Below are 25451 nucleotides of genomic sequence, written 5' to 3'. Positions count from 1 at the left end.
TTTGCGGCTGCCGGCAGCGAGCTTGTTGAAACCGCCCTATCGGAGTCGAGGTAAACCATGTTGCGTATCGTTCTTTTCGTCCTGACCAACCTGGCGGTGATGCTGCTTCTGACCATCGTGGTCAAGCTGACCGGCATCGACGTCTACACGCAGCGCAACGGCGGCATCAACCTGCAAGGCCTCCTGATCCTGTCGGCCGTGATGGGCATGGGCGGTTCGTTCATCTCGCTGGCGATGTCGAAGTGGCTGGCCAAGCGCTCGGTCGGCGCCGAAGTCATCACGCAGCCGCGCAACGAGAGCGAAGCCTGGCTGCTCGATACCGTTCGCCGCCAAGCCGAGAAGGCCGGCATCGGCATGCCCGAGGTCGCCGTCTACGAAGGCCCCGAGATGAACGCGTTCGCCACCGGCATGAGCAAGAACAGCTCGCTGGTCGCGGTCAGCACAGGCCTGTTGCAGAGCATGGATCGCGCTCAGGTCGAAGCCGTGCTCGGCCACGAAGTCAGCCACATCGCCAACGGCGACATGGTCACGATGACCCTGATCCAGGGCGTACTGAACACCTTCGTGATCTTCTTCGCGCGCGTGCTCGGCACGGTGATCGATCGCGCCATCAGCGGCAACCGCGACGGCGGCAACGGCTTGGCCTATTTCGGCATCGTCATTGCGCTGCAGATCGGCCTCGGCTTCCTCGCCTCGCTGATCGTCATGTGGTTCTCGCGCTGGCGCGAGTTCCGCGCCGACGCCGGCGGTGCGCATCTGGCCGGCAAGCAGTCGATGATCTCCGCACTGGAACGTCTGGCCGGCAATCACGGCGAGAACACGCTGCCCAAGGCGATCCAAGCGTTCGGCATCTCGGGCGAGGGCGGCATCGCGCGCCTGCTGCGCAGCCATCCGCCGATCGCCGAACGCGTCGCCGCGCTGCGCGCAGCGGCCTGATCGGTTTCGTTCGACGAGACGTTCTGCGCTGATCTGGAAAGCGCCGTCGCCGCTCAGGCGGCGGCGCCTTGCGTCATCACTTTCTCGGGTTCCTGCAGGAAGTTGCCCTGCACGAAGTTGACCCCGCAGCTGAACAGGATCGACATGCTCGCCGCGTCCTCGACAAACTCGGCGACGGTCAGCTTGCCGGCGTGATGCGCCTGCTCGCAGATGTCCTTGATGCGCTCCTGGTTTTCCTTGTGCTTGGGCAGCTCGGCCATGAAATTGCGGTCGATCTTCAGGTAGTGCGCCGGAATGTGCTTGAGCAGCTGGAACGAGTTGAGGCCTGAGCCGAACTGCTCCAGCGCGAAACCGCAGCGCAGCTGTTCCAGCCCTTTGGCGAACGCGCGTGCCGGCTTCAAATTCGTCACGACCTTGCTCTCGGGCATCTCGAACACCAGCGAGTCGGCGCGCTGACGCGAGTTCTTCAGCTGCTGCGCGATCCACGGCAGCAAGGTCGGATCGTCGAGCGACTGCGGTGCGAGCTTGACGAAGAAGGTCGTGCGATGCCCGGCGCGTTCGCGCTCGGCGATCGCGCGGATCGCGCTGGCGACGACCCAGCGGTCGATCGCCGCCATCTTGCCGTGGTGTTCGGCGATCGGCAGGAACTGGCTCGGCAAGATCTCGCCTTGCGCTCCGCGCATGCGCAACAGGATTTCGTAGAAATCGCCGTCGGCACCGTGCAGGCTGATGATCGGCTGGTAGTAGAGCACGAAGCCGTTTTCCGCCAGCGCGCGGTCGATCTGCTCGATCCAGTGCCGCGAGCTCTCGGCCGCGGCCTTGTCTTGTGCCGACGGATCGACGATGCGCGCGCGATTGCCGCCGGCGTCCTGCGCCTCGCGCAGGGTCGAATGAGCGAGTCCGAGCACGCGCTCGGCGTTCGCGTTGCGTTCGCCGATCAGCGCACCGCCGATGCTGACGGTCAGGCTGATCGACTGCCGACCGACCTCGAAAATGTGCTCGCTGAACGCGTTGCGCAGTTTTTCCGCCAGCGCCTGTGTCGCCTCGCTGTCGCGCGCGGTGAGCAAGAGGCCGAAGCTGTGATCGGCGAGGCGCCCGGCGACGTCGTTCTCGCCGGCGAGCCGGCGCAGCACGCCGCCCATGTCGCCGAGCAGCACGTCCGCGTTGCCGAGGCCGACCGTGTCGAGCACCTGCTTGAAGTTGTCCGGCTCGATCACCAGCAGCGCTTGATCGCCGGTGCCGGCGGCCGCCGCACCGACGCTGCGCTCGATCTGCGCGATCATGTGCTGGCGGTTGTAAAGATCGGTGATGAGATCCCTCGAACGCAGCGTGTCCAGCTCCTGCTCCAGTTTGGAGTCGGCGATCTGGCGGCGGAAGGTGATCTGCTGACAAGGCTCGCCTTCGAAGCTCGCCTCGGTGAATTCCATGGTCGCGTCGAAGGTCGACTCGTCGCCGCGCTTGGCCTTCAGATTCAAGCGTTGCGGCGGCTTCTCGCCTTTGGACAGGCGCTTGAGCAGAGCCTTGAAGTCGTCGGCGTCTTCGGCCGCGATCATGTCGAGGATCGACATGCCCTCGATGTCTTCGAGGCTGTCGTAGCCGAACATTTCCAGATAAGCGCGATTCGCGCGCACGTGCATGCCTTCATGCACGAACGCGATCGGGTCGCGCGAGGAATCGAGCAGCGCCTCGCAACGGCGTTCCGATTCGCGCAGGCTCGCTTCCAGCCGGCGCACGCTGCGGCGCATCGTCAGCGCGTCGAACTCGCGCCGCACCACGATCTGCACGAGTTCTTGCGATTCGCGCAGAAGCACGGCGCGCGCGCCGTTGCGGAATGCGTCGACGATCGCCGCTTGGTCGAGATTCTTGCCGCTGGCGATCAGCGCGATGTCGCGCCCGCCGCGCTCGGCCAAGTCGCGCGCCTGGATCAGGTTCAGTTCGGCGCAGGCGAGGTCGATGATGATCAGATCCGGTGTCTGCTGTTCCAGCGCGGCTTCCAGCTGCGCCTCATTGGCGGCGCGCGCGGGACGCACGGCGATGCCGCCGTTGCGCAGCATGCTGATGATCTGCTCGGCGTCTTCGACGGAGTCGTCGATCAGCAGCAGTTTGATGATGGAATCGGATCGGTTCATCGGTGCGGGCAGGGACGACCAGCGAAAAGGGGGCAAGCTTGCCGTCGAACGCCTCGTGCGCACCCGCACGAGGCGCGCGGACTGCGAAAGAAAGCTGACGACGGAGTCTGCGACCACGGGGCGAGCGTCGGCCGCGACGACGCTGTCGTTCTACCGGATTCGTTGTGGCTTTTCCATCGATGCGTCCGGCAGGCGTGACGTGGCGCGGCTACAGCGGCTGCTTCGACGGCGCGCCGGCGACTTCGCGCACCAGGCGCGGCACCAGATAGCCCGGCAAGCGCGCGCGCAGGTTGTCCAGCAGAGCCAGAGCGCGCGACTCTTCGACTTCGTAGTGCGCGGCGCCGGCGACGCGATCGAGCTGATGCAGGTAGTACGGCAGCACGCCGGCCTCGAACAGGCGCTCGGACAGCGCGGCGAGCGTCTCGGCGTCGTCGTTGACGCGGCGGAGCAGGACCGCCTGGTTCAGCACCGTGGCGCCGGCCGCGCGCAGCGACGCGGCCGCCTCGGCGACGGCCGCATCGATTTCGTTCGCATGGTTCGCGTGCAGCACGACGACCTTCTGCTGCGGCAGAGCAGCGAGCCAGTCGTGGAATTCCGCGTCGACCCGCTCGGGCAACACCACCGGCAGGCGCGTGTGGATGCGCAGGCGGCGGATATGCGGGATCGCCGTCAGCGCCTGGCTCAACTCAGCCAGTTTCGGCGTCGACAGCGACAACGGATCGCCGCCGGACAGGATTACTTCGCCGATCGAGGCGTCCGCGCGCAGATGCTCGAGTGCGAGCTGCCAGCGATTCGCCGCCGCGGTTTCCTCGGCGTAGGGGAAATGGCGGCGAAAGCAGTAGCGGCAATGCACGGCGCAGGAGCCGGTCGCGATCAGCAGCGCGCGGCCGTGGTACTTGTGCAGCACGCCGTTGGCCGCGCGTGCGTCGAGGTCGCCGACCGCATCGCGGGTGAAGCCGGGTACCTTGCCGAGTTCGGCCGCCTGCGGCAGCACCTGCAGCAGCAACGGATCGGCCGCGTCGCCGCGGCGCATCTTGGCGACGAAGCCGCGCGGCACGCGCAGCGCGAAGCCGGTATCGGCCGGCGCCAGCAGGTCTGCGGCCAGCGCCGAGAGGTCGAGCAGTCGCAGCAGTTCGAGCGGGTCGGAAATCGCCTCGCGCCAGAGCTGCTGCCAGCGGCGCGGCTGCGCGGGTAGTGGCATTGCGGGTATCATAGGCGGCTAAGTTTAGCCTCCAGCAAGTCCGCCCGCGAAGGCCCCGCTTCTCGCCGGCCGGACTTCTCAACCACATTCGGGAGCAGCACATGGCCAGCTATGGCATGAACGACGTCAAGAACGGTCAGAAGATCATCGTGGACGGCTATCCGTGCACGATCATCGACACCGAGTACGTCAAGCCCGGCAAGGGCCAAGCGTTCACGCGCGTGAAGTTCCGCAACCTCAAGAACGGCCGCACCCAGGAAATGACGATGAAGTCGACCGATTCGGTCGAGGCCGCCGACGTGATGGACACCGACATGGAGTTCCTCTACTCCGACGGCGAGTTCTGGCACTTCATGGATCCTTCCACGCACGAGCAGATCGCCGCCGACGAAAACGCGATGGCCGACGCGTCGAAATGGCTGAAAGGCAACGAGGTCTGCATCATGACCTTGTGGAACGGCGCGCCGCTGACGGTCACGCCGCCGATCTTCGTCGAGCTGGAAATCACCGAAACCGATCCGGGCGTGCGCGGCGATACCTCGGGCGGCGGCGGCAAGCCGGCCAAGCTCGAAACCGGTGCGGTCGTGCGCGTGCCGTTGTTCGTCTCGCAGGGCGAGAAGATCAAGGTCGACACCCGCACCGGCGAGTACATGTCACGCGTGAAGTGACGATTCGAGCCGTGTGCGCAGCGCGCGGCTCGCCGTATCGTCATCCGAGCGCAAGCCGAGACCCCTATTGTTTTCGGACGAGCAGTGGATTCCGGCTCGCGCCGGAATGACGCCAAGATGACCCCAACCTTGTCTCCCATCGATCTCCTGCTCGAACCGCGCTGGCTGGTGCCGGTCGAGCCGCACGGCGTCGTGCTCGAAGGGCACGCGGTCGCGATCGACGGCGAACGCATCCTCGCCGTGCTGCCGCTCGAGCAGGCGCGCGCACGCTACGCGCCGCGCGAACGGGTGGAGCTGCGCGAGCACGCGTTGATTCCGGGCTTGGTCAACGCGCACACGCACAATCCGATGACGCTGATGCGCGGTCTGGCCGACGACCTGCCGCTGATGCGCTGGCTGCAGGAGCACATCTGGCCGGCCGAGGCGAAGGCGATCGGGCCGGAGTTCGTGCGCGACGGCATCGAACTCGCGGTCGCCGAGATGCTGCGCGGCGGCACCACCTGCTGCAACGAGAACTACTTCTTCCCCGATGTGCAGGCGGCGACCTATAGGCGCCTCGGCTTCCGCGCCATGATCGGCCTGCCGGTGATCGAATTTCCGAGCGCCTGGGCCAAGACGCGCGACGAATACTTCGATCGCGCGCTGGCCGTGCACGACGAATTCAAGGGCGAGGCTCTGCTCGGCAGCGCCTGGGCGCCGCACGCGCCGTACACGGTCGCGGACGAGAGCTTCGAACGCATCCGCATGCTGTCCGACCAGCTCGACCTGCCGGTGCACCTGCATCTGCACGAAACCGCGCAAGAGGTCGAGGACGCCAAGCGCGAGCGCGGTGCGCGTCCGTTCGCGCGCATGCAGGCGCTCGGACTGGTCAACGATCACCTGATCGCCGTGCACATGACGCAGATGATCGACGCCGAAGTCGCCGCCTGCGCCGAAGCCGGCGTCTCGGTCGTGCATTGCCCCGAGTCCAATCTCAAGCTCGCCTCCGGCTTCTGCCCGGCCGAGAAGCTGCGCCGCGCCGGTGTCAACGTGGCGATCGGCACCGATGGCGTGGCCAGCAACAACGATCTCGACCTGTTCGGCGAAATGCGCACGGCCGCGATGCTGGCGAAAGCCGTCGCCAACGACGCCGCTGCGTTCGACGCCGCCAGCACGCTGCGCGCCGCCACCTTGAACGGCGCCAAGGCGCTCGGCTGGGAGACGCGGATCGGTTCGATCGAGCCGGGCAAGCTGGCCGACCTGGTCGCGGTGCGCCTCGATGAGATCGAGACGCAGCCGCTCTACAACGTCGTCTCGCAACTGGTCTACGCGACCGGCCGCCAGCAGGTCAGCGACGTCTGGATCGCCGGGCGGCGCAAGCTGCGCGACCGCGTGCTGCCGGAATTCGACCTCGCCGAACTGCGCGACAAAGCGCAGCGCTGGCGCGACCGCATCGCACAAGCCTGATACGCCGTTGGGAGTCCTGCCGATGAATGCCGTCAACGTCGATCGTTCCGAAACCGCCAAGTTCGACCGCCTCGCCTCGCGCTGGTGGGATCCGGACGGCGAATCGCGTCCGCTGCACGATCTCAATCCGGTCCGCTTCGGCTACATCGCCGAACGCGCGGCGCTGAAAGGCGCGCGCGCACTCGACGTCGGCTGCGGCGGCGGTCTGCTCAGCGAAGCCTTGGCGCGTACCGGCGCGCAGGTGACCGCGATCGATCTCGCTGCCGGCGTGCTCGAAGTGGCGCGACTGCATCTGCACGAGAGCGGCCTCGCGGTCGACTATCGCGAAGTCAGCGTCGAGGCGCTGGCGGCGGAATCGCCGGCCGCGTTCGACGTCGTCACCTGCATGGAAATGCTCGAGCACGTGCCCGATCCGGCTAGCGTGATCCGCGCCTGCGCGGACTTGCTCAAACCCGGCGGTCGCCTGTTCCTGTCGACCTTGAACCGCACGCCGCTCGCCTTCGGCGCGGCGATCGTCGGCGCCGAACACCTGCTGCGCCTGTTGCCGCGCGGCACGCACCACTACGCGCAATTCATCCGGCCGAGCGAGCTGGCGACCGATCTGCGCACGGCCGGGCTGGTGCTCGACGATCTGTCCGGTCTCGCCTACAACCCGCTCACGCGCAAGGCCTGGCTGACCGGCAATGTCGCGGTCAACTATCTCGTCTGCGCGTCCAAGCCGGCATGAGTCTCGCTGCGCTCGCACCGCGCGCGGTGTTCTTCGATCTCGACGGCACCTTGGTCGATTCGGCGCCCGATCTGGTCGCCGCGGTGGAGGCTTTGTGCGTCGAACTCGGCGCGCCGGCGCCCGACGCGGAGGCCGTGCGCCAGGTCGTTTCCGCCGGCGGCCGTGCGATGCTGCGCAAGGGCTTGCCCGGCGCCGACGACGCCATGATCGACCAATGGCTGCCGCGTTTCCTCGATCTGTATTCGGTCGCGATGTCGGTGCACACGCGGCTGTACGACGGTATGCCCGAGGTGCTGGCGCAGCTCGAGGCGCGGCGCATTCCGTGGGGCATCGTCACCAACAAGCCGGGCTGGCTGATGCGGCCCTTGCTCGACCAGCTGCAACTCAGCGCCCGCTGCGCGGCCGCGGTCAGCGGCGACTGTTTGCCGGTGAAGAAACCCGATCCGGCGCCGGTGCTGCACGCGTGCGCGCTGGCCGGCGTGGAAGCGAACGGCAGCGTCTTCGTCGGCGACGATCTGCGCGACGTGCAGGCCGGCCGCGCCGCCGGCATGCGCACGATCGCGGCGGCCTGGGGCTATCTCGACGGCGGCGATCCCGCCCGCTGGGGCGCCGATGAAGTCGTGGCGACGCCGTCCGGCCTGATCCCTGCGCTCGCGCTCGGCTGAGCCGATGGACGAGGAGGGCGGCACGCCGCTGGCGAGCTTCGAGGCGAAATGGGCGGCGGCCTATCCTGAGTTCGCGCTCGCGTTGACCTTCGTCTCCCCGTCCGAGCGCGCTGCACGCGCCGCATTCGCCTGCCTTTCGTTCGAACTGGAACATGCCGCGTTCGCCACGCGCGATGCCGAACCCGCCGCAATCAAGCTGCAATGGTGGGCGGAGGAACTCGCGCGTGCCGGTCGTGGCGAAGCGCGCCATCCGCTGACACAAGTGTTGTCGGCCCAGCCGGGCTTTGCGGCGATAACCGCGGCGAGCTGGTTCGCGGCGATTCGCGGTGCGCTGGAGCAGCGCGAGCCGGAGCCCGCGGCGGATCGCGGCGCGCTGCTCGGCGGCTATGCCGCCTTGTACGAACCGCTCGCGGCGATCGAATCGACGCTGTTCGGCGTCGCTGCCGCGCCGCGCGCGCGCGCGGCGGCGCTCTCGCGAGCACTGCGCGAAACCGCCGCGCTGAGCGACAGCCTGCGTGCCGGGCGCCTGCCGCTGCCGCTCGATCTGCTCGCGCGTCATAGACTCGCGCGCGGCGACCTGGCGCAGACATCGCCGGCGCGTACGGCGGCGCTGAAGGAATGGTTGGCGGCGCTGGTGGCCGATTTCGCCGCGCTGGCGCCTACCGTGCTGGGCGCGATCGGCGCGGCGTCTCGCGGAGCCGATCGCGCGCGCGCGCGCCGCGCCGCCCGCGCCGGCGAGCCGCTCGCCAGCTTGAACGAGGCGCTCGGGCGCTTGCCGCTGACTGCCGTCTGGGCGGCCTGGCGCGGCGGGCGGCGTTCGTCCCGCTGAACGCTGCATCGCGCTCCGACCCTGCGCGAAGCATTGAGGATGGGCCACAATGGCCGCAATTGAGGGCATTGCGCCGGTTTTGGCGCCGATGCCGCCACCGGATTTCCGCATGAACACGAATCGAGACAACACCCAGCGCGCGATGCCCGACGTCGCCAGCGAGCGGCAGCCGGAGCTGGCCGGTGCGCTGGACTGGGTCGGCATGGACGAGATCGAGCTGCCGGTGCTGATCGCCGGCACCGATGGCGAAGTGCAGCGCGTCAGCGCGCGCGTGGCCGCGTTCGTCAACCTCAATCGCGCCGATGCGCGCGGCATCCACATGTCGCGCCTGTATCTGCATCTGGACCGGCATCTTTCGGCCGAAGCCTTGACCCCGGCCGCCCTGCGCCGCTTGCTGCGCGATTTTCTCGATTCGCACCAGGACCTGTCCGACCGCGCGCGCGTGCGCGTGCGCTACGACCATCTCGTGCGGCGGCCGGCACTGGCCAGCGGCAACAGCGGCTGGCGTTCGTATCCGATCGAAATCGCCGCACACATGGACGAAGCGGGCTTCGACGCGGAGCTGAGAGTCGAGGTGCAGTACTCGAGCACTTGTCCGGCTTCAGCCGCGCTGTCGCGCCAATTGATCCAGGAACAGTTCGCGCGCGATTTCGCCAGCGGCCAATCGATCGAGCGCGAAGCGGTGCTGGCCTGGCTGGCCACGCCGGCCGGCGTCGTCGCGACACCGCACAGCCAGCGCAGCGCGGCGAAAGTGCGGGTGAAGCTCGCGCCCGGTTTCGACTTTCCGATCGTCGATCTGATCGATCGCATCGAGCGCGCGCTGAAGACGCCGGTGCAGACCGCGGTCAAACGCGAGGACGAGCAGGCCTTCGCACTCGCCAACGGGCAGAACCTGATGTTCTGCGAAGACGCCGCGCGCCGTATCGCGCGCGCGCTCGACGCCGACGAACGCATCGCCGATTTCCAGCTGCGCGCGGCGCACTACGAGAGCCTGCATCCGCACGACGCGGTGGCGTATGCGAGCAAGGGCGTGGCGGGCGGTTACGCGTCGGTGGAATGACGTCGCACGACTGACCCGACCCGGGCTCGCCCGCTTTCCCCACTCCCGCTTGCGGGAGTGGGCAGGGCGAGGGCAAGCAGAGCACTACGTTTCGATTTCTCTCATCCGTGCCTTGTCGGTGAAATCATCCAGCCGACAAGCGCCAGCGCCAGCAGCGCGGATGCGGCAACTACCGCTGCTATCGCGCAACACGCCGCGTAGTGCTTCTGCGCTCGAAACTGGCGGAAGAGCCTATGCAGCCTCTCCATGCCCGCCAGCCAGGTGAGCAAAGCAACGATCGCCGCCAATGTCGGATTGAACGGAAGCGCGACGCAGGCGAGGGCGCTTCCCAGCACGATCAAGAGCAGAATCGATTTGGCTTCCGACGTCGTGTTGACGATGGGGAGAGGGGCAAGCGGAGCGGGTTCGTTCATTCGAAGGCTCGCTGTTGCTGCAGATCCGACGACGGTGCTCGTCAACGAAGGTCCATCGCTGTTGCCGATGCGACCGATGACGATTTCCGCCCAATTGACTTACGGCCTGTATCGACCCGTTGCACAGCGGTTTTGTTCCTCGGAAACTCGTTGGCGCCGAAAGCGCGGTGCAGTTATGAATTCGATTGTGTTTCCCCCGACGCCCACGTCACCACCTCGGTCGCTTGCGGCTGCGGAAGACGCGATGGCTCAGAATGGATGTGCTGTGGCCTTACGCATGGGAACGGGAGAATGATCTGGTTCGACGCTGCGCTCGAGCAAACCGTCGATGCGGAGACTTTGCGCCGAGGCCTTGCGGCCGTTCTCGACCTTGCGTACGACTCCGTTCGAGTGGTCTACGATCTTGCAGCGATGGGCAATGCCGATGCCACGGTAACGTGCCTCGTCGGTGCACGAGCGGGAGGCACGTTTTCGCAGATCCTCTCGATCTATACGGAGCCGCTGCCGACGCGCCTCGGCATAGCGGAGGCGGCCAGTAGTTTGGCGAAGCGGCTGCACACTCGCATCCTGTTGGCGAATGACGAAAGCGTGGATCCGTATTCGTTCGTGCTCGTCTCGGAGACGGGTGTGACGACCCTCGTCGACGTGGATCGGGACGCGTTGGATCGGAACGACTACTACGTCTTGGCGACGCCTTGAAACGAACCCGTTTGTCTCGAGGTTGCGATCGGAGTTCAGTCGCTACCTTGCTGACGTTCTCTATCGCGTAGAAGCAAGCCCACTCCCACGAGAACGGCCACAGCCGCGATCATCAAACTCGGCTTGGCGGACGCGCTCGTCAGTCCCTCGTCGAACGCAAAACCGAGCGCGGACAAGCCCAGGCCCAGCGATATCGCGCCCCAGTAGAACGGCTTGCGCCAGTCCGGTTCGGCGTTTCCGTCGAGATTGTTCCAGCCTCCCGGCAGATCATCGTCACTCGTGACCAGCGTTCCGAGCAGCGGCCAACCGACGTAGATCACGAAGGCAGTGATGCCCAAGCCGGTGCCGAGCGAGAAATGAATGATCGCCACCAGCGCGGCAGCACCGAGCAAGTAAAGAACTAGCTTCTTGGCCACCGCTTGGAGTCTTTGGGCTGGGTTCGACGATCGGCGCACTCACTACAAATCCGCGCGGAACTCCACCCCGACGATGCGCGGATCGTTGACGAAGGCCGTGCGGTTGTTGAAATCGATGCCGCCGGTGAGGATCTTCTTGTTGGTCAGATTGCGCGCGTACAAGGCGATCTCGCGCTTGCCCAAGTTCCAGTTGTAGCCGACGCGCACGCCGCCTTCGAGGAAGGGTTCGCTGCGGAACTCCTTCGATTCGTACAGGAAGAAGTTGATCTCGCTGCGGTAGTTCCAGTCGGTGTAGACGAAGAACTCGCCGCCGTCGCCGACCGGGATGCCGTAGCGCGCGGTGATCGTGCCGATCCATTCGGGCGAGTTCGGCAGCGAGTTGCCGTCGACCAGGGCGAGGCCGTTGGCGTCGACCGGATCGAGCACGTGGCAGAGCGAGCCGCCGCCGCAGGGCGCGACGCCGAGACCCTTGTCCTTCAGCTTGGTGTGGTTGTAGCTGCCACCGGCGGTCAGGATGAAGTTCGGCGTGACGAAGGCTTCGAGATCGAATTCCGCGCCGTAGCCCTCGGTCTTCTTCGCGTTCAACAGGCGCACGATGTTGGTGGCGCCGCCGACCGCGGTCAGCTGCTGGTTGCGCATGGTGTAGGAGTACACGTCGGCGTTGAAGCGCAGGCGCTTGTCCAGCGTGAACATCTTGAGGCCGAATTCGTAGGAGGTGATCGTCTCCGGCTTGACCGTCCAGATGTCGTTGCCGAAGGTGATGCGGCCCTGCACGCTCGGCGCGCGGAAGCCGTTGGCGACGCGCGCGTAGACGTTGACGTCGTCGTTGATCTTGTAGGAGGCGGTCAGGTCGCCGCTCCAACGCGAATCGCTCGGGCTGGATTTCAAAGGCCCGATCGGCCCGGTGAAGCCGAACAGGCGATTGGCGGAGAAATCTCGCTCGTCGTGCGACCAGCGCGCGCCGGCGCGCACGTCGAAGCGGTCGGTGAAGGCGTAGTCGATCGAGCCGAACACGGCCCAGGCCTTGTTCTTCTGGCGCTGCTGCGCCCAGGTGTCGAGCGCGTGGTCGGCGAAGGTGTTGTAGCTGAAGTTGTTGATCTGGATGTCTTCGTCGAAGTAGTACAGACCGGTCTGCCACTTGAGCTGTTCGCTCTGGTCGTTGGACAGACGGAATTCCTGCGTCAGCTGGCGATCCTTCGGCAACGCGTCGGCGGTTTCCGACGGGAACGGGATCACGCCCGGCCCCATCGGCGGATGGAACACCGCACCGTAGCCGCCGTCGACGTCGCCGAGGCTGTAGGTGGTGGCGCGTTCGAGGCCGGTGATCGAGGTGAAGCTGAGGTCGCCGAAGCGCCAGACCAGGCGCAGGTTGCCGCCCCAGGTGAACAGGTGCTGCTTGTTGTTGCCGTCCTGCGCGACCTTGTCGCGGTCGAAGCCGGTCTCGAAGGAATCGTCGCCGTAGCGGATCGCGTTGGCGCGGTTGACCATCGCGCTGCCGTCGAGCTGGCGTGCGTGCAGGTTGATCAAGGCATCGAACTCGTCGCTCGGCTGGTAGCGCGCCTGCAAGCGGATCGCGCGATCGTTGTAGCCGCCCAGATCGTCCTTGATGCCCTTGTAGGTGTTGTCGATCCAGTCGTCGCGATGCTGGGCGAGGAAGGAGACGCGCCCGGACCAGGGGCCGCCGAGCGAGCCGCCGAGCGCGGCTTCGAGATTGGCGCTGCCGAGGCTGCCGTAGGACACGCGCGCATAGCCGCTGGTCTCCTGCGTCGGCCGCGCCGAGTCGAACTTGATCACGCCGGCCGGCGAGTTGCGTCCGAACAGGGTGCCTTGCGGTCCGCGCAGGACTTCGACCTGGTCCAGATCGAACAGCGGAAAGCCTTTCAGGATCGGATTTTCCTGCACGATGTCGTCGTACACCATCGACACCGGCTGCGAGGCGTTCAGGTCGAAGTCGCCGTTGCCGAGTCCGCGGATGTAGAAGCGCGGGAACTCGCGCCCGTAGGAGGTTTCCGCGTACACGCTGGGCATGCGCGAAGCGAGCTGCAGCACGCCGTCGCCGGACTGGCCGAAGGCTTCGAGCTTCTCCGGCGTGACCACGCTGATCGAGATCGGCACTTCCTGCAGGTTCTCGGTGCGCTTTTCGGCCGTCACCGTGATGGTGCCGAGTTCGTTCTTGCTCGGCGGCGTAGCATCGGCGGGAGCTTCCTGCGCGAACACCGGCGGCGCCAGCAAGGCCAGCGCGAGCGCGGCGGCGAGGCGCGAGGTCGGATACGACGAACGTACGGCACGAACGGACGTATAGGCGTTCAAGATGTGGGTCCCCGATTCTGAAGTGCGTGGCGGCGCGCGGCCGCCACCGGCAATGTTTCCGCGCGGCTAATCTGCTGAAGTCGACGCCGAAGTGCAACCGGCGCGTCATACGCCGGCAATGACGATTGCTTGGGTGTCTATTCCCGCCGCGGCGGATCGAGCAGCAGCAACGGGTCCAGGCGCACCTCGAACCAGTTCATGCCCCAATGCAGATGCGGCCCGGTGGCGCGGCCGGTCTTGCCGACGGCGCCGACCACCTGGCCCTGTTCGATGCGCTCGCCGACCTTCACGTCGATGCGCGAGAGGTGCAGGAAGTTCGAGCTGACGCCGTGTCCGTGATCGATCAGCAAGGTGCCGCCGGTCAGGTACAGGCCCTCTTCGGCGAAGCTGACGACACCGGCCGCCGGCGCCTTCACCGGCGTGCCTTCGGGCGCGGCGATGTCCATGCCCGAGTGCGGCGATTTCGGCACGTCCTTGCCCTTGACGACGTAGACGCGCTGGTTGCCGAAGCGGCCGCTGATGCGCCCGCTCAACGGCCACAGGAAATGCTGCTCGAAGTCGCTGCGCGCATCGTCGCGCACGCGCGCGGCGGCCACGCGTGCCTGCTCGCGCTGGATCCGCTCGGCGATCTCCGGCGGCGGCTCGACCGTCTTCGGCGGCACGCCATCGATGCGCTCGACCGGCCAGTCGCGCGGCGTCACCTCGATCGTCAGGCGCCGCTTGGCGCCGTCGCGTGCGCGCACCTCAAACGCGACCGGACCGCGCTCGTCGCGGCCGACGCCGAACACGGCGGCGCCGTCCGGCGCCACGCGCAGCTCGCGCCCGCCGTAGCGCACCTCGCTGCCCGGCGCGACGCGCACGATCACCAGCGACCCTTGCGCGACCGCGACGGGAAACTGCACGGGCGGCGGCGCGGCGGCGTGTGCGAACGGGATCGCGCCGAACAGGCAGGCCAGCGTCGCCAGGCGGGAGAGAATGAGGCGGATCGGAAGCGTGACGCCCGCTCCCGTCACCGCGTGAACTCCAGCCGCTGGCCGCGCACGCCGTCGTCGAGATGGCCCTCGTGCCAGACCAGCTGGCCGTTGACGAAGGTCGCCGCGATGCTGGAGCGGAAGGTATGGCCCTCGAACGGCGTCCAGCCGCACTTGGACAGCACCTCCTCGGCGCGCACGGTATGCGGCTTGTTCGGATCGACCAGCACCAGATCGGCGTGGTAACCCTCGCGCAGGTAGCCGCGCTCGCGCACGTCGAACAGCTGCGCCGGCGCGTGCGTGACCGCTTCGACCGCGCGCTCGAGCGTGAGCGCGCCGTCGAACACGCGCTCCAGCGCGCACTGCAAGGCGTATTGCACCAGCGGCAGGCCCGACGGCGCACGTGCGTACTGGTTCGACTTCTCGGTGACCAGATGCGGCGCGTGATCGGTCGCCAGCACGTCGATGCGGCCCTCGGCCAGCGCGCGCGTGATGGTGTCGCGGTCGTGCGCGTCCTTGATCGCCGGATTGCACTTGATCAACGTGCCCAGGCGCGCGTAGTCGTCGGAACAGAAATGCAGGAAGTGCACGCAGGTCTCGGCCGTGATGCGCTTGCCGGCGAGCGGGCCTGGCTCGAACAGCGCGCATTCGTCGGCGGTGGAGATGTGCAGCACGTGCAGGCGCGTGCCGTGCTTGCGCGCGAGCGAGATCGCCAGCCGGGTCGACTTGATGCAGGCCTCGCGCGAACGGATCAAAGGATGCTGCGCCGGCGGAATGTCCTCGCCCCAGCGCGCCTTGGCCGCTTCCTCGTTGGCGCTGATGGTCGGGGTGTCTTCGCAGTGGGTGATGATCGGCGTCGGCGCGTCGCGGAAGATCGCATCGAGCACGGCCGGATCGTCGACCAGCATGTTGCCGGTCGAGGCGCCCATGAACACCTTGATGCCGGGCGCGCTGCGCGGATCGAGCGTGCGGATCGCCTCGATGTTGTCGTTGGTGGCGCCGAGATAGAACGCGTAGTTCACGCGCGACACCTCGGCCCCGCGCGCGTACTTCGCCTCCAGTGCGGCGTGGTCGGTCGCCGGCGGCTTGGTGTTGGGCATCTCCATGTAGCTGGTGATGCCGCCGGCGGCGCAGGCGCGCGATTCGCTCGCGATGTCGGCCTTGTGCGTCAGCCCCGGTTCGCGGAAATGCACCTGGTCGTCGATCATGCCGGGCAGCAGCCAGCGGCCGGCGGCGTCGAGCACGCGCTCGTTCGGACGCGCGGCGAGCTGCGCGCCGATGCTTTCGATGCGGCCGTCGCGGATGCGCAGGTCGGCGGCGAAGCGGCGGCCTTCGTTGACCAGCTCGGCGTTGACGATCAGGCAGTCATTCATGCGGAAGGTCTTCCTCGGATTGATGGGCGTGCGACGGCCACAGGCGGAATTCCAGCGGCACCGGATCGTGGCCGCCGGCACACAACGGCTGGCAATGCGCGATGCGATGCAGGCCGAGCCAGCCGCCGCGGAGCGGACCGAAGCGCGCGATCGCGACGCGCGCGTAGTCCGAGCAGCTCGGATGGAAACGGCAGCGCGGACCGAGCAGGGGACTCAGCCAGCGCTTGTAACATCGGATCAGGACAATGATCGGCCGTGACATGTGCCGCTACGGCGGCGCGCCGGATCGCGCGTCGCCGCATGGGGTTTTGGGGCGGTTGCCGGGGGTAGGGAACTAGGCTATAACACGCGACCGCCGAGTCACAAGATGGGCTTAGGAATGGCGAAGAGCAAAGCAAAACCGGTCGCTCGCACGAAGGTCGCGAAGGCGCCTGCGAAGGGCAAGCAGGTGGCGCGAGCGGCCGCCAGCACGGCGCGCGAGCCGGCTTCGAAGGCGGGCGCGAAGAAGCCGGTGGCGAAGGCGAAGCCGGCCCCGAAGCCCGCCGCCAAGCCGCTCAAGGCCGCTGCGACGCGCAAACCTGCGACGAAGTCCACCCCCAAGGTCGTCAAGAAGACTGTCGCCAAGAAGGCGGCGCCGGCGAAGCCGGCCAAGGTCGTCAAGCCGGCCCCGCCGGCGGTGAAACCGAAAGCGGCCGCCGCGCCGCCGCCGGCACCGTCGAAACCGTCCACCAGCAAAGCAGTACCCGAGAAATTCGTGACTACCAGTATCAATAAGCCAGAATCCAATACCGCAGCAAAAGGCGCCAAGGCGCGCGCGACTCCGCCGCCGCCGCCGTCGGACAACGGCGTGACCATGCAGGACGGCCGCTACGCGCTGCCGACCACGGTGAACATCGAGTTGCCGGCCGGTTACAAGCCGAACGCGAAAGAAGAGTACATGAGCCCGCGCCAGCTGCAGTATTTCCGCAGCAAGCTGTCGAAGTGGCGCGAAGAGCTGGTCGAGGAGAGTCGGCAGACGATCGAAAGCCTGCGCGACGAAGTGCGCGACGTCGGCGACGAAGCCGAGCGCGCCACGCGCGAGACCGAGAACTCGCTCGAACTGCGCACGCGCGACCGCTACCGCAAGCTGATCGCGAAGATCGACAAGGCGCTCAAGCGCATCGAGGAAGGCCGCTACGGTTTCTGCGAGGAAACCGACGAGGAAATCGGCATCGATCGTCTCGAAGCGCGCCCGATCGCGACGCTGAGCCTCGACGCGCAGGAGCGTTGGGAGCATCGCCAGAAGCAGATGGGCGATTGAGTGGAGCCGGGATTGGGGATTGGGGATTGGGGATTGGGCAAGGCGGCGCAACGCGCGCCTGCGATGCATTGCCAGCTCTACGCCTTTAACGAATCCCGAATCCCAAATCCCCAATCCCGGCTTCCATGAAGCGCTACTTCGGCACCGACGGCATCCGCGGCCACGTCGGCGAGTGGCCGATCACCGCTGAATTCATGCTCAAGCTCGGACGCGCCGTCGGCAGTGTGCTGGCGACGCGCGCCGGCGGCGCGGTCAACGTGGTGATCGGCAAGGACACGCGCGTGTCCGGCTACATGTTCGAATCGGCGCTCGAAGCCGGCCTGGTCGCCGCCGGCGCCGGCGTCGGCCTGCTCGGCCCGATGCCGACACCCGCGGTGGCCTATCTGACGCGATCGTTGCGAGCGAGCGCCGGCATCGTCATCAGCGCCTCGCACAATCCGCACCACGACAACGGCATCAAGTTCTTCTCCGCTCAGGGCGAGAAGCTCGACGACGCGCTCGAGCAGGCGATCGAAGCCGAGCTCGAAGCGCCGTTCACCACGGTCGATTCGGCCGCGATCGGCAAGGTCGTGCGCGTGCGCGACGCCGCTTCGCGCTACACCGAGTTCTGCAAATCGACCGTGCCGGCCGCGCTCGATCTGCACGGCCTCTCGATCGTGCTCGATTGCGCACACGGCGCGACCTATCAGATCGCACCGGCGGTGTTCTCCGAACTCGGCGCCAAGGTGCAGTCGATCGGCGTGCAACCCGACGGCCTCAACATCAACCGCGACGTCGGCTCGACCCATCCGCAGGCGCTGGCGCGCGCGGTGCTCGCCGCCGGCGCCGATCTCGGCATCGCCTTCGACGGCGACGGCGATCGCGTGCAGATGATCGATCGCCACGGCGCCCTGGTCGACGGCGACGAACTCTTGTACGTACTCGCCACCGACTGGCACGCCAGCGGCCGCCTGCGCGGACCCTTGGTCGGCACGCTGATGAGCAACTACGGCCTGGAGCGCTCGATGCGCGCGCTCGGCGTGCCGTTCCTGCGCGCGAACGTCGGCGACCGCTACGTGCTGCAGCAGCTCAAGCAGCACGGCGGCGTGCTCGGCGGCGAGACTTCGGGGCACATCCTGACGCTCGACCGCGCCAGCAGCGGCGATGCCATCGTCAGCGCGCTGCAAGTACTCGACGTCCTGGTACGCACGGGGCGTCGCCTCGACGAAGCGGTGGCCGGCTGCGCCAAGGTCGCGCAGACCACCTTGAACATCCGCGTCACCGGCGGCGCCGCAGCGCTGGTCGCGCAGCCCGAGGTGCAGCGCGTGCTGGAACGCGTGCGCGCCGAATTGGAAGGGCAGGGAAGAGTCGTGTTGCGGCCGTCCGGCACCGAACCCTTGGTGCGCGTGACGGTCGAGGCGGGCGATCCGGCCGTGGTCGCGCGGCTCGCCGAGGAACTCGCCGACACCGTAAGATCGGCCGCATCGCACAGTCCGGCCTGACGCCATGACCGCACGCATCCCGACTCTCGACATCGGTCGCTACGCCAGCGACCGCAGCGCCTTCGTGGCCGAACTTGGTGCGGCCTATCGCGAATGGGGCTTCGCCGGCATTCGCGGCCACGGCATCGCGCAGGATCTGATCGACGGCGCCTACGACGCGTTCAAGCGCTTCTTCGCGCTGCCGGACGAAACCAAGCGGAAGTACCACGTCAGGGGCGGCGGCGGCGCGCGCGGCTACACGCCGTTCGGGGTCGAAACGGCGAAGGATTCGAAGTATCCGGATCTGAAAGAATTCTGGCACGTCGGCCGCGAGATTCCGCGCGATTCGAAGTACAGCGCGGTGATGGCGCCGAATCTGTGGCCGGACGAAGTGCCGGGCTTTCGCGACTACGGCTACGGTCTGTTCGAGGCGCTCGACGCGCTCGGCACGCGCGTGTTGCGCGCGCTCGCGCTGCACATCGAGCTGCCCGAGAACTACTTCGACGACAAGACCAACTTCGGCAATTCGATCCTGCGCCCGATTCATTACCCGCCGATCACCGCGCCCGAGATCCCGAACGTGCGCGCCGGCGCGCACGAAGACATCAACCTGATCACGCTCCTGGTCGGCGCCAGCGCGCAGGGACTGGAAGTGCGTTCGCATTCGGGCGAGTGGGTGCCGTTCACCGCCGACGCCGACACCATCGTGGTCAACATCGGCGACATGCTGCAGCGCCTGACCAACCACGTTTATCCGTCGACCACCCATCGCGTGGTCAATCCGCCGGGCGAAGCCGCGCGCCAGCCGCGCTACTCGGTGCCGTTCTTCCTGCATCCCAATCCGGATTTCCTGATCGACGTGCTGCCGTCCTGCGTCGACGCCGAGCATCCCAGCCGCTATCCGCAGCCGATCACCGCGCACGAGTACCTGCAGGAACGCTTGCGCGAGATCAAACTCATCTGAGCACGTCGGGCGCGGCTGCGCGCTCGCTCCGATCCGCCGCCGATTCGTCCATCGTGGTCGGCGCTTGCGCCAGCAGCTTCGCGATGCGCTCGCGCAAATGCGCCATGCCGCGCTCACTCAATTCGCGCAAGACGGCTCTATCGGCCGGGCTGAAGCCCGAACGCTTGCCGCAGTGTTCGCGCAGCAGGGAGTAGTCCTGCGCTTCGCCGAGCAGCACCGCCAAGCGCTTAGCCTGCTCCTCGATCTGCGCTGCCGGCTGCGAATCGCCGAGCGCACGCAGCTGCTGCGACAACCGGCGTGCGCGTCGGCGCCAGCGGTGCCAGTCGTCGTCGCTGCCGCTGGCGCGCGCCTGCGTGCCGCCTTGCTCGACGCGCGCGGCGCTCGCATCCAGCGACAGCTGCACCGCTTCGACGTCGAGCGTCTCCCATGGCAGCGCCGATAGCGCGGCGTGCAGCACCGTCAGCAAGGCGCGCCGGTCGCGCAGCTGCGGGTCGGCCGCGAGCGTGTCGCGCGCGCGCTCGGCGCGTGAGCGCGCCGCGATGCGCCGCACGCGGCGCAGCACCGGGGCGGCGGCCGGATCGTCGCTGCGTTTACGCAAGAGATGATCGAGCGTGTCGATCAGCGCGTGCGTGTCGCGCAGTTTCGAAAGCCGCGTATTGACGCGGCGCAGCTCGCGATCGATCAGCGCCGCGCCGGGGTCGAGCGCGCGGCCGCCGAGCGCGAGCGTCGCGCGCGTGCGCCGCAGCGATTTGCGCGCCTGATGCACGCCGGTATGGAAACGCGATCCGCGCCAGCCGAGGCAGGCGATCGCGCGGGCGAGCTCGGCGGCGGCGTAGCTCCGTAAGCGCGCCCCCACGGACGGAAAGGATGCGGCTTCCGCGGCGCTGTCGCTCGGGTCCATCTGACCGCTGGCTGCTGCCATGATCTCGCGAGCATAGCAGCGCGACGGCTCCCGAACGCGGCGCCGCTACGCAGCGGCGCCGATTGTCATGCCTCAGCCGGCTTTCTTCTTCGCCAGCGCGAGCCAGGTGTCGACCACGGTGTCGGGGTTCAGCGACACCGATTCGATCCCTTGCTCCATCAGCCATTCGGCCAGATCGGGATGGTCGCTCGGGCCCTGGCCGCAAATGCCGATGTACTTGCCCTTTTTCTTCGCGGTCGAGATCGCCATCGACAGCATCTTCTTCACCGCCGGATTGCGTTCGTCGAACAGGCTGGCGACGATCGCGGAATCGCGGTCGAGGCCGAGCGTGAGCTGGGTCAGATCGTTCGAGCCGATCGAATAGCCGTCGAAGATGTCGAGGAATTCGTCCGCCAACAGCGCATTCGACGGCACCTCGCACATCATGATGACTTTCAACCCATCCTTACCCTGCTCGAGCCCGTTCTTCTTCAGCACCTCGATGACCTTGCGGCCCTCTTCCAGCGTGCGCACGAACGGAATCATGACCCAGGCGTTGGCGAGGCCCATCGTCTCGCGCACCTTCTTCATAGCGCGGCATTCGAGCGCGAACGCGGCTTCGAAGCTCGGATCGACGTAGCGGCTGGCGCCGCGGAAGCCGATCATCGGATTCTCTTCGTGCGGCTCGTAGCGCTTGCCGCCGATCAGGTTGGCGTACTCGTTCGACTTGAAGTCGGACAAGCGCACGATGACCGGATTGGGCGCGAACGCGGCGGTGATGGTCGCGATGCCTTCGGCCAGACGATCGACGTAGAAATCGACCGGGCTGGCGTAGCCGGCGCTGCGCTCGTCGATCTGGCGCTTGGTCTCGGCGTCCTGCTGGTCGTATTCGAGCAGCGCTTTGGGATGCACCGCGATGTGGCTGGCGATGATCATTTCCAAGCGCGCCAGGCCGACGCCGGCATTGGGCAGCATGGCGAAGTCGAACGCGCGCTCGGGGTTGGCGACGTTCATCATGATCTTCAGCGGCGCCGGCGGCATCGCTTCGAGGTCGGCGGTGACACGCTCGAATTCGAGCTTGCCTTCATAGACGAAACCGGTGTCGCCCTCGGCGCAGGAAATCGTCACTTCGGTGCCGTCGGCGATCGCGTCGAGCGCGTTGCCGGTGCCGACGATCGCCGGCACGCCCAGCTCGCGCGCGATGATCGCGGCGTGGCAGGTGCGGCCGCCGCGATTGGTCACGATCGCCGCGGCGCGTTTCATCACCGGTTCCCAGTCCGGGTCGGTCATGTCGGCGATCAGCACGTCGCCGGGCTCGACCCGGTTCATGTCCTTGATCGAGCGAATCACGCGCGCCTTGCCGGCGCCGATCTTCTGGCCGATCGAGCGGCCTTCGGCGAGCACCTTGGCGCGCGGCTTGGAGGCGTCGTTGATCAGCTGGAAGCGCTCGATCTGCGTCGCACGTGCGCGCGACTTCACCGTTTCCGGCCGCGCCTGCACGATGTACAGCTTGCCGGTGACGCCGTCCTTCGCCCACTCGATGTCCATCGGGCGGCCGTAGTGCTGCTCGATCACCAGCGCCTGCTTGGACAGCTCGTGCACGTCGGCGTCGTCGATGCAGAACTTGGCGCGATCCGCGGCCGGCGTGTCCTCGATCTTCACGCGCTCGCCCGGCGTCGACGAATACACCATGCGCTGCTGCTTGGCGCCGATCTGGCGGCGCAGGATCGCCGGCTTGCCGGCCGCGAGCGTGGGCTTGTAGACGTAGAACTCGTCCGGATTCACCGCGCCCTGCACGACCATCTCGCCGAGGCCGTAGCTACCGGTGACGAACACCGCGTCGCGGAAGCCCGATTCGGTGTCGAGCGTGAACAGCACGCCGGAGGCGCCGACGTCCGAACGCACCATCAGCTGCACGCCGGCGGACAGGAACACGTCTTCGTGCTTGAAGCCGTGATGCACGCGGTAGGCGATCGCGCGGTCGTTGTAGAGCGAGGCGAACACTTCCTTGACCTTGTGCAGCACATCCTCGATGCCGCTGACGTTGAGGAAGGTTTCCTGCTGGCCGGCGAACGAGGCGTCGGGCAAATCTTCGGCGGTGGCCGACGAGCGCACCGCGACGGCGATGTCGTCGGAGCCGGCGTCCTTGCACAGCTTGGCGTAGGCCGCGCGGATCGCCTGATCGAGTTCGGCCGGCAGCGCGGTGTCGACGATCCAGCCGCGGATCTCGGGGCCGGCGACGGTCAGCGCATCGACGTTTTCGACGTCGAGCGTGGCCAGGCGCTGCTGGATGCGCGTGGCGAGGCCGCTCTTTTCCAGATAATCCTGGAACGCTTGCGCGGTGGTCGCGAAACCGCCCGGCACCGACACGCCGAGCTGGGCGAGGTTGCCGATCATTTCGCCGAGCGAGGCGTTCTTGCCGCCGACCTTGCCGAGGTCGGACATGCGCAGGGAATCGAGCCAAAGGACCAAGTCGCTCAAAGGAATGCTCCGGAAGAGAAAAGGCACGCGGCTGGCGCTGCGCGAGCCGCCAATTTTCGGGCTTCGCGACCGCGCGGGCAAGCAAGCCCGGCGGACCCGGCTGTTATCCTGCCCCGATGACCGCACCGCGTTACCGCTTCCACGATTTCTGCCTCGATCCCGCCGCGCGCGAGCTGCGCCGCAACGGCGAGCTGGTGGTGCTGCCGGTCAGCGCGCTCGATTGCCTGGCCTATCTGATCGCCCAACGCGAACGCGCGGTCGGCCGCGACGAGCTGATCGCCGCGGTCTGGGGCCGCACCGACGTGGCCGACACGCTGCTGGCGCAGACCGTGCTGCGCGTGCGCCGCGCGCTCGGCGAGAGCGGGGGCGAGCAGTCCTCGATCCGCACGGTGCCGCGTTTCGGTTACCGCTGGACCGCCGAAGTCGAGGTCGACGAGGGCGCCGCGCCGTTGCCGGCGCCCGAAAGCGTCGACGCCGCGCCCGCGCCGGCGGCGTTGCCCGATCCAACCGCCGCACCGCCAGCGCCGGCTGCCGTCCCCGCGCGCCGGCGCCGCGTCGGCGCGCTCGTGCTGGCGGCCGTGCTGCTGGCGGCGCTCGGCGGCGGTCTGTTCTGGTATCGGCAGCAGCCCTCGGCCGTCGTCGAGACTGAACGCGTCGCCGCCTACGTGATGCCGGCACAGACGCCGGATGCGGCCGAATGGAGCTGGCTGCGGCTGGGTCTGATGGACCTGATCGCCGGCCGCCTGCGCGTCGGCGGGCTCGCCACCGCGCCGGCCGAGAGCGTGCTGACCCTGCTCAAGCAATCGGGCACGCCGCCGCCGGCCTTCGCCGATGCGCTCGAAGTCGTGCCCAGCGCCCAATTCCGCGACGGCCGCTGGCAGGTCAGCCTGCTCGCCCGCCACGGCAGCGAGCGCATGCAGATCCAGGCCGAGGCGGACGACGTGCTCGGTGCCGGGCGCCTGGCCGCCGACCAGCTCCTGATCAAGCTCGGCTATCAGCCGCCGCCGGCGCGCGACGCGCCGGCCACGCTCGCCTTGCAGGAACTCTTGCAGCGGACCAAGGCAGCCATCCTGGCCGATCAATTCGATCTCGCCCGCAGCCTGATCGCGCAGGCGACGCCGGAATTGCGCCAGTCGCCCGAGGTGGCGATGCGGCTGGCGCAGATCGAGATGGGCGAGGGGCGCTACGAGTCGGTGCAGCAGCAGGCGCTGGCCTTGCTCGACCGTCTGCCGCGGGACGCCGACGTCTCGCTGCACGGACGGATTTTGAACTTGCTCGGCGGCGCGCAGCTGCGTCTGGCGAATTACGCCGAGGCGGACACCAGTTACGAGGAAGCGTTGACGGTGCTGCGCGGGGTCGACGATCCGATCGGTCTCGCCACCGCCTACACCGGCCGCGCAGCGGTCGCCGCACAACACGAAGATCTCGATCGCGCCACCGCCGAGCTCGGCCGCGCACGCGTCGAGTTCGGCACCGGCGCCGACGCGCTCGGCGTCGCCCATACCGACATGAACCTCGGCATGGTCGCGGCGCAGCGTTATCGCATCGCGCAAGCGTTGCCGATGTTGCGCGAAGCCGAAGCGCGCTTGCGCGAGATCGGTGCGCGCGAGGAATCGGTGTACGCGCGCTTCGCCATGATCGGAGTCGAGCTGCAACTGCTCGATCTGCCCGCGGCGCGCGCGCTCAGCGACGAAAACTGGCCGCCCGAAGCGCACACCGGCAACGAACGCCTGCGTTGGCAGCTGGTGCTGGCGCGCGCGCACGTGCTGCTGTCGGAGGGGCGCCTGGCCGAATCGTCGAGCCTGCTCGAACGGATCGAGCGCGACTCCTCGCCGACGCAGGACCTGATCGTGCGCACGATCGCGCACCTGCAAGGCGCGCGCGTCGCGCTGATGCGCGGCAATGCGGCGCTCGCCGCCGAACTGGCGCAGTCGGCGCTGACGCCGGCCTTGCGCGCCGACGAGCAGGACACCTATCTGACGACCTGGCTGCTGCTGACGCGCGCACTGCGCGGCAGCGGCCGTATCGAGCAGGCGGCCGGCCAGACCACCGCGCTGCGCGCCTGGGTCGACGCCAATCCGAACGAATGGCGGCAATTGCAGGCGGTGCTGGCCGAGGCCGAGCAAGCCTGGGCCGAAGGCCGGCGCGAGGCGGCGTTGGCGAAATTCGCCGACGCCAATCAGCGTGCCGACCGCCTCGGCGTGCCGGACGATCGCGTCGAAGTCGCCGCCGCGGCGGTGCCGGCCTTGATCGCGGCGAACCAGCTCGATCGCGCCAGCGCCGTGGTCGGCACCGTCGCGTCTTGGGCGCCGGTCGATTTCCGCGCCGCCTGGGCCGAGACGCAGCTCCTGCACGCGCTCGGCCGCACCGACGAGTGGCAGCGCGCGTTCGAGCGCACCTCCGCACTGGCGCGCGAGCGCGTGGTGCCGTCGTTGCGCGACGCCGGCGTCGCGGCGAAGTAAGGCCCAGGAGAGGTCGTCGTTCCCGCGTCCGCGGGAATTC

Annotated in this window: 22 protein-coding genes; 12 read left to right on the top strand and 10 right to left on the bottom strand. The window is 67.7% G+C overall.

Annotation, left to right across the window (positions count from 1 at the left end; genetic code table 11):
* Positions 1 to 57 precede the first annotated feature (57 nt).
* Positions 58 to 936 (top strand): protease HtpX, encoded by an 879-nt coding sequence (htpX, locus tag AC3QL3_RS14820; protein WP_492894869.1) that lies wholly within the window; start codon positions 58 to 60, stop codon positions 934 to 936.
* A 53-nt stretch (positions 937 to 989) separates the two neighbouring features.
* Here the strand turns inward: htpX and AC3QL3_RS14815 are convergent, their stop codons facing one another.
* Both AC3QL3_RS14815 and epmB read right to left on the bottom strand, forming a co-directional pair.
* Positions 990 to 3065 carry a GGDEF/EAL domain-containing response regulator gene (locus tag AC3QL3_RS14815; protein ID WP_492894868.1) on the bottom strand — a complete coding sequence of 692 codons (2076 nt, stop codon included), beginning with the start codon at positions 3063 to 3065 and terminating at the stop codon, positions 990 to 992.
* Positions 3066 to 3273: 208 nt separating this feature from the next.
* Positions 3274 to 4266 carry an EF-P beta-lysylation protein EpmB gene (gene epmB, locus AC3QL3_RS14810; protein WP_492894867.1) on the bottom strand — a complete coding sequence of 331 codons (993 nt, stop codon included), beginning with the start codon at positions 4264 to 4266 and terminating at the stop codon, positions 3274 to 3276.
* Between the two features lie 101 nt (positions 4267 to 4367).
* Here epmB and efp point away from each other — a divergent pair, with 101 nt between their 5' ends.
* The 6 genes from efp (at position 4368) to folE2 (ending at position 9661) form a co-directional block, all read left to right on the top strand.
* A complete protein-coding gene (gene efp / locus AC3QL3_RS14805; RefSeq protein ID WP_492894866.1) occupies positions 4368 to 4934 on the top strand; it encodes an elongation factor P in 567 nt (188 codons plus the stop codon).
* 117 nt (positions 4935 to 5051) lie between these two features.
* The gene (locus AC3QL3_RS14800) at positions 5052 to 6380 is read left to right on the top strand and encodes a TRZ/ATZ family hydrolase (protein WP_492894865.1); all 1329 of its coding nucleotides are present in this window, start codon (positions 5052 to 5054) and stop codon (positions 6378 to 6380) included.
* A gap of 22 nt (positions 6381 to 6402) precedes the next feature.
* Positions 6403 to 7107 carry a bifunctional 2-polyprenyl-6-hydroxyphenol methylase/3-demethylubiquinol 3-O-methyltransferase UbiG gene (gene ubiG, locus AC3QL3_RS14795; protein WP_492894864.1) on the top strand — a complete coding sequence of 235 codons (705 nt, stop codon included), beginning with the start codon at positions 6403 to 6405 and terminating at the stop codon, positions 7105 to 7107.
* Positions 7104 to 7772 carry an HAD family hydrolase gene (locus AC3QL3_RS14790; RefSeq protein ID WP_492894863.1) on the top strand — a complete coding sequence of 223 codons (669 nt, stop codon included), beginning with the start codon at positions 7104 to 7106 and terminating at the stop codon, positions 7770 to 7772. The genes ubiG and AC3QL3_RS14790 overlap by 4 nt, the downstream gene beginning before the upstream one ends.
* Positions 7773 to 7776: 4 nt before the next feature.
* Positions 7777 to 8601 (top strand): squalene/phytoene synthase family protein, encoded by an 825-nt coding sequence (locus AC3QL3_RS14785; protein ID WP_492894862.1) that lies wholly within the window; start codon positions 7777 to 7779, stop codon positions 8599 to 8601.
* A 109-nt stretch (positions 8602 to 8710) separates the two neighbouring features.
* Positions 8711 to 9661, top strand: a complete 951-nt coding sequence (gene folE2 / locus AC3QL3_RS14780; RefSeq protein ID WP_492894861.1) for a GTP cyclohydrolase FolE2 — start codon at positions 8711 to 8713, stop codon at positions 9659 to 9661.
* A gap of 101 nt (positions 9662 to 9762) precedes the next feature.
* On the opposite strand, the gene AC3QL3_RS14775 is transcribed toward folE2, so the two are convergent.
* The gene (locus tag AC3QL3_RS14775; protein ID WP_492894860.1) at positions 9763 to 10074 is read right to left on the bottom strand and encodes a hypothetical protein; all 312 of its coding nucleotides are present in this window, start codon (positions 10072 to 10074) and stop codon (positions 9763 to 9765) included.
* Between the two features lie 291 nt (positions 10075 to 10365).
* On the opposite strand from AC3QL3_RS14775, the gene AC3QL3_RS14770 reads away from it, so the two are divergent.
* A complete protein-coding gene (locus tag AC3QL3_RS14770; protein WP_492894859.1) occupies positions 10366 to 10773 on the top strand; it encodes a hypothetical protein in 408 nt (135 codons plus the stop codon).
* Positions 10774 to 10808: 35 nt separating this feature from the next.
* Here the strand turns inward: AC3QL3_RS14770 and AC3QL3_RS14765 are convergent, their stop codons facing one another.
* The 5 genes from AC3QL3_RS14765 to yidD form a co-directional block, all read right to left on the bottom strand.
* A complete protein-coding gene (locus tag AC3QL3_RS14765) occupies positions 10809 to 11189 on the bottom strand; it encodes a hypothetical protein (RefSeq protein WP_492894858.1) in 381 nt (126 codons plus the stop codon).
* 42 nt (positions 11190 to 11231) lie between these two features.
* Entirely contained in the window at positions 11232 to 13499 is a 2268-nt protein-coding gene (locus tag AC3QL3_RS14760; protein ID WP_492894857.1) for a TonB-dependent receptor, read from the bottom strand.
* A 137-nt stretch (positions 13500 to 13636) separates the two neighbouring features.
* Positions 13637 to 14512, bottom strand: a complete 876-nt coding sequence (locus AC3QL3_RS14755; protein ID WP_492894856.1) for a M23 family metallopeptidase — start codon at positions 14510 to 14512, stop codon at positions 13637 to 13639.
* On the bottom strand, positions 14509 to 15843 hold the full coding sequence (locus tag AC3QL3_RS14750; protein WP_492894855.1) for a dihydroorotase: 1335 nt from the start codon (positions 15841 to 15843) through the stop codon (positions 14509 to 14511). The genes AC3QL3_RS14755 and AC3QL3_RS14750 overlap by 4 nt, the downstream gene beginning before the upstream one ends.
* A complete protein-coding gene (gene yidD / locus AC3QL3_RS14745) occupies positions 15836 to 16105 on the bottom strand; it encodes a membrane protein insertion efficiency factor YidD (protein ID WP_492894854.1) in 270 nt (89 codons plus the stop codon). The genes AC3QL3_RS14750 and yidD overlap by 8 nt, the downstream gene beginning before the upstream one ends.
* Before the next feature lie 117 nt (positions 16106 to 16222).
* Here yidD and dksA point away from each other — a divergent pair, with 117 nt between their 5' ends.
* The 3 genes from dksA (at position 16223) to AC3QL3_RS14730 (ending at position 19567) form a co-directional block, all read left to right on the top strand.
* Positions 16223 to 17143, top strand: a complete 921-nt coding sequence (dksA, locus tag AC3QL3_RS14740) for an RNA polymerase-binding protein DksA (protein WP_492894853.1) — start codon at positions 16223 to 16225, stop codon at positions 17141 to 17143.
* Between the two features lie 125 nt (positions 17144 to 17268).
* Positions 17269 to 18624, top strand: coding sequence for a phosphoglucosamine mutase (glmM, locus tag AC3QL3_RS14735; RefSeq protein WP_492894852.1), 1356 nt, complete (start codon positions 17269 to 17271; stop codon positions 18622 to 18624).
* Positions 18625 to 18628: 4 nt separating this feature from the next.
* A complete protein-coding gene (locus AC3QL3_RS14730) occupies positions 18629 to 19567 on the top strand; it encodes an isopenicillin N synthase family dioxygenase (protein WP_492894851.1) in 939 nt (312 codons plus the stop codon).
* Here the strand turns inward: AC3QL3_RS14730 and AC3QL3_RS14725 are convergent.
* Together AC3QL3_RS14725 and ppsA are read right to left on the bottom strand one after the other, a co-directional pair.
* Positions 19560 to 20489 carry a CHAD domain-containing protein gene (locus AC3QL3_RS14725; protein ID WP_492894850.1) on the bottom strand — a complete coding sequence of 310 codons (930 nt, stop codon included), beginning with the start codon at positions 20487 to 20489 and terminating at the stop codon, positions 19560 to 19562. The two genes, AC3QL3_RS14730 and AC3QL3_RS14725, sit on opposite strands and share 8 nt — an antisense overlap.
* A gap of 72 nt (positions 20490 to 20561) precedes the next feature.
* Positions 20562 to 22949: a phosphoenolpyruvate synthase gene (ppsA, locus tag AC3QL3_RS14720; RefSeq protein ID WP_492894849.1), complete on the bottom strand. Its 2388-nt coding sequence runs from the start codon at positions 22947 to 22949 to the stop codon at positions 20562 to 20564.
* Between the two features lie 116 nt (positions 22950 to 23065).
* On the opposite strand from ppsA, the gene AC3QL3_RS14715 reads away from it, so the two are divergent.
* Positions 23066 to 25411 (top strand): winged helix-turn-helix domain-containing protein, encoded by a 2346-nt coding sequence (locus tag AC3QL3_RS14715; RefSeq protein ID WP_492894848.1) that lies wholly within the window; start codon positions 23066 to 23068, stop codon positions 25409 to 25411.
* Positions 25412 to 25451 lie beyond the last annotated feature (40 nt).

The sequence above is a fragment of the Dokdonella sp. GW821-FHT11D02 genome (assembly GCF_058808595.1).
Note: the sequence above shows the minus strand (reverse complement) of the source record. Positions and strands in the feature narration are given on the sequence as shown.

What these genes read in the sequence shown, in the direction of transcription:
- ubiG (WP_492894864.1), top strand. Translation starts at nt 6,403, where the DNA reads ATGAATGCCGTCAACGTCGATCGTTCCGAAACCGCCAAGTTCGACCGC.
- AC3QL3_RS14785 (WP_492894862.1), top strand. Translation starts at nt 7,777, where the DNA reads ATGGACGAGGAGGGCGGCACGCCGCTGGCGAGCTTCGAGGCGAAATGG.
- AC3QL3_RS14770 (WP_492894859.1), top strand. Translation starts at nt 10,366, where the DNA reads ATGATCTGGTTCGACGCTGCGCTCGAGCAAACCGTCGATGCGGAGACT.
- AC3QL3_RS14750 (WP_492894855.1), bottom strand. Translation starts at nt 15,843, where the DNA reads ATGAATGACTGCCTGATCGTCAACGCCGAGCTGGTCAACGAAGGCCGC.
- AC3QL3_RS14815 (WP_492894868.1), bottom strand. Translation starts at nt 3,065, where the DNA reads ATGAACCGATCCGATTCCATCATCAAACTGCTGCTGATCGACGACTCC.
- AC3QL3_RS14725 (WP_492894850.1), bottom strand. Translation starts at nt 20,489, where the DNA reads ATGGCAGCAGCCAGCGGTCAGATGGACCCGAGCGACAGCGCCGCGGAA.
- efp (WP_492894866.1), top strand. Translation starts at nt 4,368, where the DNA reads ATGGCCAGCTATGGCATGAACGACGTCAAGAACGGTCAGAAGATCATC.
- AC3QL3_RS14775 (WP_492894860.1), bottom strand. Translation starts at nt 10,074, where the DNA reads ATGAACGAACCCGCTCCGCTTGCCCCTCTCCCCATCGTCAACACGACG.
- AC3QL3_RS14790 (WP_492894863.1), top strand. Translation starts at nt 7,104, where the DNA reads ATGAGTCTCGCTGCGCTCGCACCGCGCGCGGTGTTCTTCGATCTCGAC.
- folE2 (WP_492894861.1), top strand. Translation starts at nt 8,711, where the DNA reads ATGAACACGAATCGAGACAACACCCAGCGCGCGATGCCCGACGTCGCC.
- glmM (WP_492894852.1), top strand. Translation starts at nt 17,269, where the DNA reads ATGAAGCGCTACTTCGGCACCGACGGCATCCGCGGCCACGTCGGCGAG.
- AC3QL3_RS14715 (WP_492894848.1), top strand. Translation starts at nt 23,066, where the DNA reads ATGACCGCACCGCGTTACCGCTTCCACGATTTCTGCCTCGATCCCGCC.
- AC3QL3_RS14800 (WP_492894865.1), top strand. Translation starts at nt 5,052, where the DNA reads ATGACCCCAACCTTGTCTCCCATCGATCTCCTGCTCGAACCGCGCTGG.
- epmB (WP_492894867.1), bottom strand. Translation starts at nt 4,266, where the DNA reads ATGCCACTACCCGCGCAGCCGCGCCGCTGGCAGCAGCTCTGGCGCGAG.
- dksA (WP_492894853.1), top strand. Translation starts at nt 16,223, where the DNA reads ATGGCGAAGAGCAAAGCAAAACCGGTCGCTCGCACGAAGGTCGCGAAG.
- AC3QL3_RS14730 (WP_492894851.1), top strand. Translation starts at nt 18,629, where the DNA reads ATGACCGCACGCATCCCGACTCTCGACATCGGTCGCTACGCCAGCGAC.
- htpX (WP_492894869.1), top strand. Translation starts at nt 58, where the DNA reads ATGTTGCGTATCGTTCTTTTCGTCCTGACCAACCTGGCGGTGATGCTG.
- yidD (WP_492894854.1), bottom strand. Translation starts at nt 16,105, where the DNA reads ATGTCACGGCCGATCATTGTCCTGATCCGATGTTACAAGCGCTGGCTG.